This window comes from Bradyrhizobium sp. SUTN9-2, assembly GCF_003122645.1.
Lineage (GTDB): Bacteria > Pseudomonadota > Alphaproteobacteria > Rhizobiales > Xanthobacteraceae > Bradyrhizobium > Bradyrhizobium yuanmingense.
In genome coordinates, this window is the sequence record NZ_LAXE01000001.1 from 6,454,787 (window position 1) to 6,465,225 (window position 10,439).

The 10,439-nt window shown below is 65.8% G+C and carries 12 protein-coding genes and 1 pseudogene; 10 read left to right on the forward strand and 3 right to left on the reverse strand.

What is annotated here, in order from left to right; all coding sequences use genetic code 11:
• Nucleotides 1–70 precede the first annotated feature (70 nt).
• Nucleotides 71–1,000, forward strand: a complete 930-nt coding sequence (locus XF30_RS29915; RefSeq protein WP_109144652.1) for a glycine/sarcosine/betaine reductase selenoprotein B family protein — start codon at nt 71–73, stop codon at nt 998–1,000.
• Nucleotides 1,001–1,032: 32 nt separating this feature from the next.
• A complete protein-coding gene (locus XF30_RS29920; protein ID WP_109144653.1) occupies nt 1,033–2,226 on the forward strand; it encodes a CaiB/BaiF CoA transferase family protein in 1,194 nt (397 codons plus the stop codon).
• Between the two features lie 23 nt (nt 2,227–2,249).
• Here XF30_RS29920 and XF30_RS29925 read toward each other — a convergent pair whose 3' ends face one another.
• Nucleotides 2,250–3,014, reverse strand: a complete 765-nt coding sequence (locus tag XF30_RS29925; RefSeq protein ID WP_109144654.1) for an SOS response-associated peptidase — start codon at nt 3,012–3,014, stop codon at nt 2,250–2,252.
• A 63-nt stretch (nt 3,015–3,077) separates the two neighbouring features.
• Here XF30_RS29925 and XF30_RS29930 point away from each other — a divergent pair, with 63 nt between their 5' ends.
• The 4 genes from XF30_RS29930 to XF30_RS29945 all read left to right on the forward strand — a co-directional run bounded on the left by XF30_RS29930 (nt 3,078) and on the right by XF30_RS29945 (nt 4,987).
• Nucleotides 3,078–3,587 carry a hypothetical protein gene (locus XF30_RS29930; RefSeq protein WP_036003651.1) on the forward strand — a complete coding sequence of 170 codons (510 nt, stop codon included), beginning with the start codon at nt 3,078–3,080 and terminating at the stop codon, nt 3,585–3,587.
• 9 nt (nt 3,588–3,596) lie between these two features.
• Nucleotides 3,597–4,031 (forward strand): NUDIX hydrolase, encoded by a 435-nt coding sequence (locus XF30_RS29935; RefSeq protein WP_109144655.1) that lies wholly within the window; start codon nt 3,597–3,599, stop codon nt 4,029–4,031.
• A 45-nt stretch (nt 4,032–4,076) separates the two neighbouring features.
• A complete protein-coding gene (locus XF30_RS29940; protein WP_036003646.1) occupies nt 4,077–4,454 on the forward strand; it encodes a TIGR02301 family protein in 378 nt (125 codons plus the stop codon).
• A 266-nt stretch (nt 4,455–4,720) separates the two neighbouring features.
• Complete coding sequence (locus tag XF30_RS29945) at nt 4,721–4,987, forward strand: hypothetical protein (protein WP_036003643.1); 267 nt, start codon at nt 4,721–4,723, stop codon at nt 4,985–4,987.
• A gap of 190 nt (nt 4,988–5,177) precedes the next feature.
• Here XF30_RS29945 and XF30_RS29950 read toward each other — a convergent pair whose 3' ends face one another.
• Together XF30_RS29950 and XF30_RS29955 are read right to left on the reverse strand one after the other, a co-directional pair.
• The gene (locus tag XF30_RS29950) at nt 5,178–6,047 is read right to left on the reverse strand and encodes a sulfurtransferase (protein ID WP_109144656.1); all 870 of its coding nucleotides are present in this window, start codon (nt 6,045–6,047) and stop codon (nt 5,178–5,180) included.
• Nucleotides 6,048–6,204: 157 nt separating this feature from the next.
• A complete protein-coding gene (locus tag XF30_RS29955; protein ID WP_109144657.1) occupies nt 6,205–7,539 on the reverse strand; it encodes a dihydroorotase in 1,335 nt (444 codons plus the stop codon).
• A gap of 97 nt (nt 7,540–7,636) precedes the next feature.
• Here XF30_RS29955 and ygfZ point away from each other — a divergent pair, with 97 nt between their 5' ends.
• The 4 genes and pseudogenes from ygfZ (at nt 7,637) to XF30_RS29975 (ending at nt 10,383) form a co-directional block, all read left to right on the forward strand.
• A complete protein-coding gene (gene ygfZ, locus XF30_RS29960) occupies nt 7,637–8,512 on the forward strand; it encodes a CAF17-like 4Fe-4S cluster assembly/insertion protein YgfZ (RefSeq protein WP_057026905.1) in 876 nt (291 codons plus the stop codon).
• Nucleotides 8,509–9,135 (forward strand): DNA-3-methyladenine glycosylase I, encoded by a 627-nt coding sequence (locus tag XF30_RS29965; RefSeq protein ID WP_109144658.1) that lies wholly within the window; start codon nt 8,509–8,511, stop codon nt 9,133–9,135. Before ygfZ ends, XF30_RS29965 begins: the two co-directional genes overlap by 4 nt.
• A complete protein-coding gene (locus XF30_RS29970; RefSeq protein WP_057026907.1) occupies nt 9,132–9,746 on the forward strand; it encodes a YfbR-like 5'-deoxynucleotidase in 615 nt (204 codons plus the stop codon). The genes XF30_RS29965 and XF30_RS29970 overlap by 4 nt, the downstream gene beginning before the upstream one ends.
• 129 nt (nt 9,747–9,875) lie before the next feature.
• Nucleotides 9,876–10,383: pseudogene (locus XF30_RS29975) on the forward strand (tyrosine phosphatase family protein).
• Nucleotides 10,384–10,439 lie beyond the last annotated feature (56 nt).

The window sequence follows — 10,439 nt, forward strand, 5'->3', positions numbered from 1 at the left end:
GCTCCCCCCCGGTTGAGCAACTGCAAAACTATCTCTAGTCTGTCGTCAACCAACAACCAGGAGACGCGCCATGTCCGCTCCGCGCGACGATGAATTCGGCTTTGCGCCCGACTACGATTCCCCCGTCCCCTACATGCAGCGCACCCGCGATTATTACGCGGCGATCGGCTACACCACGCCGTACCGCTGGGCGCATTACACCGAGGCGCCGTTCCAGCCGCTGAAGAAACCGTTGTCGCAATCGCGCGTCACCATCATCACCACCGCGGCGCCCTACGATCCGGCCAAGGGCGACCAGGGGCCGGGCGCGGCGTATAATGGCAGCGCGAAGTTTTATCAGGTCTATGACGGCGACACGTCGAAACAGCACGATCTGCGCATCTCGCACATCGGCTACGACCGCAAGCACACCTCGGCCACCGACAGCGGCACCTGGTTTCCGCTGCCGCAGCTGTTGAAGGCGAGCGCCGCCGGCCGCATCGGCGAAGTGAGCCAGCGCTTCTTCGGCGCGCCGACCAACCGCAGCCATCGCGTGACGCTCGACACCGACGCGCCGGAGATCCTGGCGCGCTGCCTCGCGGACAAGGTCGACGTCGCGGTGCTGGTGCCAAACTGCCCGGTCTGCCACCAGACCACGGCGCTGGTGGCGCGGCACCTGGAGCGCAACGGCATTGCCACCGTGGTCATGGGCTGCGCCAAGGACATCGTCGAGCACGCGGCCGTGCCGCGCTTCCTGTTCTCCGACTTCCCGCTCGGCAATTCCGCCGGCAAGCCGCACGACATCGCGTCGCAGGCCCAGACGCTCGAGCTGGCACTCCGACTGCTGGAGACCGCGAGCGGTCCCCAGACCACGATGCAATCGCCTCTGCGCTGGAACGAGGACGCCTCCTGGAAGCTCGACTACAACAACGTTGCGCAGCTCTCGCCTGAAGAGCTGGCGCGGCGCCGCGCCGAATTCGACAAGCAGAAGGAGATCGCGCGCGGCAACCGCGCCGCCTGACGTCCTCCAACCACAAGCCGAGGGAGAGCGAGGTGACGCGACCGTTCGAGGGCGTGAAGATCCTGGATTTCACACAAGTGCTGGCCGGCCCCTACGCGAGCTACCAGCTCGCACTGCTAGGCGCCGACGTCATCAAGGTCGAGCGGCGCGAGGGCGAGGACATGCGCCGCACGCCGCTCAGCCGCGAATGGGCCGAGCGCGCTCTGGCGCCGGCATTCCAGGCGGTCAACGGCAACAAGCGCAGCCTGACGCTCGATCTGCAGAACCCGGAGGCGATCGCGATCGTGAAGAAGCTCGCAGGCCGCGTCGACGTGGTCATGGAGAATTTCCGCCCCGGCGTGATGGACAAGCTCGGCATCGGCTATGAGGCGCTGTCCGCGATCAACCCAAAGCTGATCTATTGCGCGGTGTCGGGTTTCGGCCAGACCGGGCCGGATCGCCTGCGGCCCGGCTATGACGGCAAGATGCAGGCGCTGTCGGGGATCATGGCGATCACCGGCCACCCCGAGACGGGGCCGACGCGCGCGGGCTTTGCCGTGTGCGACGTGCTCTCGGGCGCCACCGCTGCGTTCGGCGTGTCCAGCGCGCTGTACCAGCGCGACCGCACCGGCAAGGGGCAGCTGATCGACGTCTCCATGCTGGAGGCGACGCTGGCGTTTCTCTCGGGCCAGATCGCCGACTGGTCGGTCGCCGGACATCGGCAACAGCTATCGGGCAATCAGGCGGTGAGCCGCCGGACCACGGCGAATTTGTTCAAGTGCGGCGACGGCCATATCCTGCTCGCCGTCAACAACGAGAAGCAGTACCGCGCGCTGATGGCTGCGCTCGGGCGCGAGGATACGCTGTCAGATCCGCGCTTTGCCGACTGGTTCTCGCGCAACGAGAACGAGGGCGCGCTGCGCGCCATCATCGAGCAGGCGCTGGCAAAACGGCCGGCACGCGAATGGGAGACAATTCTTGAGGACGCCGGCGCGCCCTGCGCCAGCATCTGGAAGGTCGAGGAGGTCATCGACCATCCCCAAATCAAGGCGCGCGGCGCGATCCAGGAGCTGGACACGGAATACGGCCGCCTGCGCTTTGCCGGCAGCGGCTTCAAGCTGGCCCATGGCGGCGGCAGGCTGGATCGCATGGCGCCGGAGCTGGGCGCGGATACGGACGCGGTGCTGGGCGAGCTGGGATTCGATGCGGCGGAGATCGCGGGCTTGAGGGCGCGGGAGATTGTGTAGCGCGACACACGTTCCGCCGCGGCCTAGAACAACGACCCCTGCCCGTCATCCGCCGGACTAGCGGCAACCTTCCGCACCGCCTTCTTCGGCTTCGCCGCCTCGGCCTCAGCCTCGATCTCATCCGCGCTGATCGGCAGCACGAGCTGCTCGTCATCATTGGCGACGCGGTTGACGCGGGTGGAGACCGGGTGCCAGGCGAATTCGCCGGCGCGCGGGGGCCTCATCAAGGGCAGGATCGCGTCGATCTCGTCGCCCTTGCTGTCGAGCCAGCGCTCGAAGTCGTGCGGGCTGATGGTGACGGGCACGCGGTCATGCAGCGCGGCGAGATCCTCGCCCGCCGCGGCGGTGACGATCGCGACCGTGTCGAGTTCCTCGCCGTTCGGACCGACCCAGGTCTCGAACACAGCGGCAAAGCCGAGCGGCTCACCGTCGGCACGGTGGATGAAAAAGGGCTGCTTGCGGCCGGTTTGCGTCTTCCACTCGTAATAACCATCGGCCGGAATCAGGCCGCGCCGGCGGCGAATCGCGTTCTTGAACGCAGGCTTCTCCAGCACCGTCTCGGAACGGGCGTTGATCAGGAGCGTGAACCCGCGGGGGTCCTTGACCCAGCCGGGCAGAAGACCCCAGCGCATCAGGCGGAAATGGCGCGCGCCGTTCTCGAGCAGCACCACCGGAATCGGTTGCGTCGGGGCGACATTGTACCGGGGCGGGAAATTCGGCTGCTCGACATAGCCGAACAGTTGCCGCAAAGCCGCGGGGGCCGAAGTTATGACGAAGCGTCCACACATCCTTGGAGGCCTATATAGGGTCCGTTCAGGTCCTTTTAACCCCGAACGTTAACACTGCGGCAGATGAGCTCAACGGCCTCCCAACCCGCGCGGACGCATGTACAGACGGGCCCTGAGGCGACCGCCTGGGCCGAACGGCTGCGCGTGGCCAACATCAATCCGCGGACCGGGCTTGCCACCGACTATCTCAACCATTTCAATGAAGCCGTGATGCTGCTCGAAATGGTGCCGGATATGCCGGAATGCGCCGAAGACTTCCTGACCTGGACGCCGCTGTCTTATGCCGAGCATTTCACGGCGTCGAATTTCAAGGCGCGGGATTTGGCGATCGAAGCCTATGAGAAAGCCGATCCCAACGTGCGTGCCCAGTTCGACCACTTGACGGATACCATGACCTCGATCCTGACCGCGGTCGGCTCGGCCATGCGCGAGGTCGAGAAGGACACGACGCGCGTCCGCCTCGCCGAGCAGGCCACGCTTTGGGTCAAGCCCCTGATCGCAGCCTGCGGCGGCATCATCAATGGCGGGGCGGAAGCCGACGTCGACACCATCATGGCGAACTCATCCGGATAGGTGACGCGATTGGCCGCAATCGTCCATCCTGCCCATCCCCAGCTTGCGGTCAGCGCGGCGATCTTCCGCGACGGCAAGGTGCTGCTGGTCCGCCGCGCCCGCTCGCCGGCCAAGGGCTTCTATTCGCTGCCGGGCGGCCGGGTCGAGTTCGGCGAATCGCTGCATCAGGCCCTGAGCCGCGAGGTCGACGAGGAAACCGGCCTTCGCATCGAGATCATTGGCCTCGCTGGCTGGCGCGAGGTGCTGCCGGCCGCGGCCGGCGCCGGCCATTACCTGATCATGTCCTTTGCCGCGCGTTGGACGGCCCAGGAGCCGGCGCTGAACGACGAGCTCGACGATCACCGCTGGATCGCCCCTGGCGCCCTGGCAAGCCTCGGCGACCTCAAGCTGACCGGGGGGCTGGAGGAGGTCATCCTGTCCGCTCACCGGCTGCTTGGAGCCTGACCGCCCGCCTTGCGCCAGCCGTCCCGAGGGGGCATACAGCCGCCGATGTCGTCGCGATTTCTGGCCATTTTTGTCCTGATTCTCGCCTGCGCCTCCGTGCCTGCGAGGGCCCAGGACGTGGCGGCGCCGTTTGACGGCGAACTGCAGCGGCTGGCCGAGATCCTCGGCGGCCTGCACTATCTGCGCGGCATCTGCGGGGCCAACGAGGGTAACAAATGGCGCAATGAGATGCAGGCGCTGATCGATGCCGAGACCCCCTCCGGCGAGCGCCGCACCCGCATGATCGCCGGCTTCAACCGCGGCTATAACGGTTTTCAGCAGACCTATCGCAGCTGCACGCCGGCCGCGATGGTGGCGATCCGCCGCTACATCGAGGAAGGCTCGAAGATCTCGCGCGATCTCACGGCGCGCTATGCGAACTAGCTACCCCGTCATTCCGGGGCTCGCGAAGCGAGAGCCCGGAATCCATTCATCGACCGTCTCTGATGCCAGATGGATTCCGGGCTCGCGCGAGGCGCGCCCCGGAATGACGGCGCGGTCGACGCATGTGCGGGCCTGGAACCCTGTCATCGACTTTGTTCACAGCCGTTAACCGTTCTTAAAGATGTGGCCTAGCGGTCGTTAACGCCCGTGCTACACCTCTCGCACAGCGCATCGCCGTGGATCGCGCCCCAGCCTGACTGAGTTTCATGAGCCAGCCGATTTCCTACGCCCCCGCCCGTGCGCCGCTGCCCGATCACGAGCAGAAACAGGCCGCACTGAGCTATCTCAACGAGGCCTGGGCCGAGGCGCGTCATGACGGCGTCGACGGCGACTGCCTGGCGCAGGCGAGCCTGTTCGCGGCCCTCGCCGAGCTCGTCGGCACCTATGGCGAGGACGCAGTGGCAAAGTTCGTCGAGGGCTTTCCCGGCCGCATTCGCAACGGCGAATTCTCGGTCGGCATCTGCAGGCAGTAAGCCGTCCTGAAGCAGTAAGCCGTCCTGAAAATGACCCCGCCACGCGGGCGGGGCCAGTTGACGGATGAATGACTCTGCGAAAGGCGTCGCGAAGTCTGCCGCTCTTATCGCACGGAAGCCGTTGCCGGCGGACAAGCATTAATCTCGCGATGACCGGGAGATGTTCCCGACAGAGCCGGGAACGCGCGCCTCAGTCCGTCTCGATCGGCAGCGCCGGATCCCTCGCCCATTCGCCCATCGAAGCGTCGTAGAGCGTCAGCTTGTCGTAGCCGAGCTGCGTCAGCAGCAGGAGGTCGATCGTCGCCGAGATGCCGCCGCCGCAATAAAGAATCACATTCTTGTCGCGTGTGACGCCCTGGGAGGCGAACTTCGCTTGCGCATCCGCAAGATCCGCCAGCGTCTTGTCGGCATTCACGAGTGTGGCTGCGGGAACGTTGACGCTGCCGGGAACGCGGCCCGGCCGGCCATAGCGGCTCGGCTCGAGGCCGCGGTGAAACTGCGGCCCGAGCGCGTTGACGATGATGGTCGCGGGATCGCCGATCCGCGCCAGCACGGCTTCCTTGTCGACGAAGCAGCCTGGGCGCGGCGCCGCCTTGAAGGCCGTCACCGGATAGCCTTTCGGTGCGCCCGTCTCGGTCGGCCGTCCCTCCTGCTGCCATTTGTCGAAGCCGCCGTCGAGCACGTGGGCATCGACGCCGAGCGCGCGCAACATCCACCAGAACCGCGTCGCCCACATTATCGTCCCTATGCTGTAGAGCACGATGGTCTTGCCCGCATCGAGGCCGTGGCGGCCGAAGGCGGCCTCCAGCTGGGCGAGATCGGGCATCATGAAGAAGTGTTGCGACGAGGCGTCGGAGAACTCGCCTTGCAGGTTGAGGAAATCGGCGCCGGGGATGTGGCCGGCCGCGAACGTCTTGTCGCCGGGCACCGCGCGATACGGCACGTCGCTGCCTTCCGGCGCGGGCTCAAGATAGGTCGTGCAGTCGTAGAGGCGAAGGTTGGGATCGCCGAGCATGGCGGCGAGCTGCTCGGTGGTGATGAGGGCGGCGGGTTGGGACATCAGGCTGCACTCCCGTTCGAGAGGAAGTGTAGACCGCTCCTCTCGTCATTGCGAGCGCAGCGAAGCAATCCAGAGTCTTTCCGCGGCGATAGACTGGATTGCTTCGCTGCACTCGCAATGACGTGTGGGGAAGCAGTGTGCATCCCCACACATCACTCTACTGCTTCAGCGTCTCCAGGAACCGCACCGGCTCGCCCTGCGCGGCCGTCACCAGCTCGCCCTGCCACATCACGCGACGGCCGCGGATAAAGGTGCCGACCGGCCAGCCGGTGACGCGAACGCCATCATAGGGCGTCCAGCCGGCCTTGGACGCCACCCATTTGTTGGTGATGGTCTCGCTGCGCTTCAAATCCACGATGGTGAAGTCGGCATCGTAGCCGGCGGCGATCCGGCCCTTGCAGGCCATGTTGTAGAGGCGCGCGGGACCGGCACTAGTGAGGTCGACGAAACGTGCCAGCGAGAGGCGGCCCGCATTGACGTGATCGAGCATCACAGGCACCAGCGTCTGCACGCCGGTCATGCCGGAAGGCGAAGCGGGATAGGTCTTCTGCTTCTCCTCCAGCGTATGCGGGGCGTGGTCGGAGCCGAGCACGTCGATGATGCCCTGTTCGATGCCGCGCCAAATGCCGGCACGATGATCGGCGCCGCGCACCGGCGGGTTCATCTGCGCCAGCGTGCCGAGCCGCTCGTAGCATTCCGGCGCGACCAGGGTGAGATGGTGCGGCGTCGCCTCGCAGGAGGCGACATCCTTGTGGTCGCGCAGGAACTCGATCTCCTCCTTGGTCGAGATGTGCAGCACGTGAATACGCTTGCCGGTCTCGTGCGCGAGCTTGACGAGGCGCTGCGTCGCCATCAGCGCCGCGGTCTCGTCGCGCCAGACCGGATGCGAGCGCGCATCGCCCTCGATGCGCAGCGATTTGCGCTCGTTGAGGCGGTATTCGTCCTCGGCGTGGAAGGCGGCGCGGCGGCGGATCACCTGGAAAATGCGGCGCAGGCTCTCGTCGTCCTCCACCAAGAGCGCGCCGGTGGACGAGCCGATGAACACCTTGACGCCGGCGCAGCCGGGTGCGCGCTCCAGCACCGGCAGGTCCTGGACGTTCTCGCGGGTGCCGCCGATGAAGAAGGCGAAATCGCAATGCATGCGGTGATGGGCGCGCTTCACCTTGTCGGTGAATTCGGCCTCCGTCACGGTCAGCGGCGAGGTGTTCGGCATCTCGAACACGGCGGTGACGCCGCCCATCACGGCGCTGCGCGAGCCGGTCTCGAGGTCTTCCTTGTGCGTCAGCCCGGGCTCGCGGAAATGCACCTGCGTGTCCATCACGCCGGGCAGGATGTGTAGGCTCTTGCAGTCGATCACCTCGGCGGCTGAGTCTTGCGATAGCGGACCGAGCTCGGCGACGCGGCCGCCCGTGATGCCGATATCCCGCACGCCCTCGCCGTCCTGGTTGACGACGGTGCCACCCTTTAGGATCACATCGAAACGCTGGGTCATGGGGCCTCTCTCATCCTCAAGGCGCAGGGCTCGAGGTCTTGTCGTTTATGCGTTGCGGGCTTACGTTCCGGAGCAACATGTCGCAAGAGATTTTCGCATGAAATCGGCGTTTCTTCCCGACCGGGGCGTGATCAAAGTCGCGGGTGAGGATGCGCGCAACTTCCTCAATGGCCTCGTCACCACCGACGTGGACAGGCTGAAACCTGGTCTGGGGCGATTCGGCGCATTGCTGACGCCGCAGGGCAAGATCATCGTGGATTTCCTGATCACGGAAGCGTCCGCGGGCCACGGCGGCGGGTTCCTGATCGACTGCCCCAAGGCGCTGGCGGACACCCTCGCCACCAAGCTGAAATTCTACAAGCTGCGCGCCAAGGTCACCGTGGACAAGCTCGACCTCGGCGTGCTCGCCGCCTGGGACGGCGAGCCGGCGGCGCAGCCCGACCTTGCCTTTGCCGATCCGCGGGCTGAGGGGCTCGGCTACCGCATCCTGGTCCCGGAAGATCTCAAGCAGAAACTGTCCGATCTCATTGGCGCCGAGCTGGTCGATGCAGCCGAGTACGAGGCGCACCGCATTGCGCTCGGCGTGCCGCGCGGCGGGCTCGATTTCATGTACAGCGATGCGTTCCCGCATGAGACCAACATGGATCGCCTCGCCGGCGTCGATTTCGACAAGGGCTGCTATGTCGGCCAGGAGGTCGTCTCGCGCATGCAGCATCGCGGCACCGCGCGCACGCGCAGCGTGAAGGTGCTGCTCGAGGACGCCTCGCCCGAGCCTGGCACAACCATTCTCGCCGGCGACAAGCCGGTCGGCACCATCGGCTCGACGGCCGGCGGCAAGGGCATCGCGCTGGTGCGCATCGATCGTGTCGCCGATGCACTCGATGCAGGCCAGCCGCTCACCGCTGGGGGGCTGGCTTTGACACTCGCTGAACCAGACGTCGTTCGCATTCCAGCCAAGCAGCCGATCGCATGAGCCGCGCTGCCCGCTTGCATCCCGATGGTCTGACCCGCTGCCCCTGGCCGGGCGAAGATCCGCTTTATGTCGCCTATCACGACACCGAATGGGGCGTGCCGGAATATGATGACCGCGCGCTGTACGAGAAGCTGATCCTCGACGGCTTCCAGGCCGGCCTGTCCTGGATCACGATCCTGCGCAAGCGCGACAATTTCCGCAAAGCCTTCGACGATTTCCAGCCTGAGAAGATCGCGCGTTACAACGCCAAGAAGGTTCACGCGCTGATGAACGATGCGGGCATCGTGCGCAACAAGGCCAAGATCGAAGGCACGATCCTGAGCGCGAAGTCGTATCTCGATATCATGGAGAAGGGCCCGGGCTTCTCGAAGCTGCTGTGGGACTTCATGGACGGACGGCCAAAGGTCAACCACTTCAAGACCACGGGAAGCGTGCCGGCCTCGACGCCGCTGTCGGTGCAGGTCTCCAAGGAGCTGTCCTCGCGCGGCTTCAAATTCGTCGGCCCGACGATCGTCTACGCCTTCATGCAGGCGACCGGCATGGTCAACGACCACCTGGTCGACTGCCACTGTCATGCGACCTGCAGCAAGACCCAGCGCAAGCTGCGCCTCAAGGCCAAATGACGGCGAAGAAGGCAGCGCGCAACGAAGAGGTCCGCGCCTGGCAGCGCATGCTGTCGGGCCGGCGGCTCGACCTGCTCGATCCTTCCCCGCTCGACATCGAAATCGGCGACATCGCGCACGGGCTGGCGCGGGTGGCGCGCTGGAACGGGCAGACCCTCGGCGCGCACATCTTTTCGGTCGCACAGCATACGCTGCTGGTCGAGACGGTGCTGCGGCACGAGACGCCCCGCGTCGACCAGCGCGTGCGGCTCGCGGCCCTGCTGCATGATGCGCCGGAATATGTGATCGGCGACATGATCTCGCCGTTCAAGGCCGTGCTCGACGGTCACTACAAGGCCGTCGAGAAGCGGCTGCTCGGCGCCATCCATATCCGCTTCGGTTTGCCGCCGGTATTGCCTGATGACATCACGCAGGCCATCAAGGCCGCCGATCGCGGCGCGGCCTATCTCGAGGCAACCGAGCTCGCCGGCTTCAGCGCAAGCGAAGCGCGGCGCCTGTTCGGTAAGGATCCGGGTCTCTCCGACAGCGTCCGACGCGACTATCTGACGCCCTGGACCGCGGCGCGGGCCGAGAAGCAGTTTCTGGAGCGGTTTGGCGCCGTGTTTGCGTGAGTCTTGTAAGGTGGGCAAAGGCGCTCTTGCGCCGTGCCCACCATCACTTCGCGTTTGCGACAAAAGTGGTGGGCACGCCTCGCTTTGCCCACCCAACGGCCGCGGCTATAATCAAGAAAAAGGTTCGACATGATCCACGTCTGTTCCCTCGCCGCGCTTCCCGAAACCGTCCGCCTCACCAAGGCCAGTCACGTGCTGACCGTGATGGCCAATGTCGAGCAGGTGGCGCGTCCGGTGTCGGTGCTCCCGGCCAACCACCTCAAGGTGTCGATGGACGACATCACCGAGGAAATGGACGGCTTCGTCGCGCCGTCGGAGACGCATATCGAGCAGGTGCTCAACTTCGTGCGCGGCTGGGACCGCAGCGCCCCGCTGGTGGTGCATTGCTATGCCGGGATCAGCCGCTCCACCGCCAGCGCGTTCGCGGCCGTTTGCGCGCTTAATCCGAATCGCGACGAGATCGAGATCGCCAGGAAGATTCGCGCGGCCTCGCCGATCGCCTCGCCGAACCGTCGCATCGTCAGCCTCGCCGATCATGCGCTCGGACGCAACGGCCGCATGCTGCGCGCGCTCGACGAGATGGGCCCCCGGCGCGATGATGGTGGAAGGCCGCCCCTTCGCGATCGAGCTCGAATGACAGCTGGTTGTCACGATGGAGGTGCGCCCCCTCTCCCGCCTGCGGGAGAGGGTTGG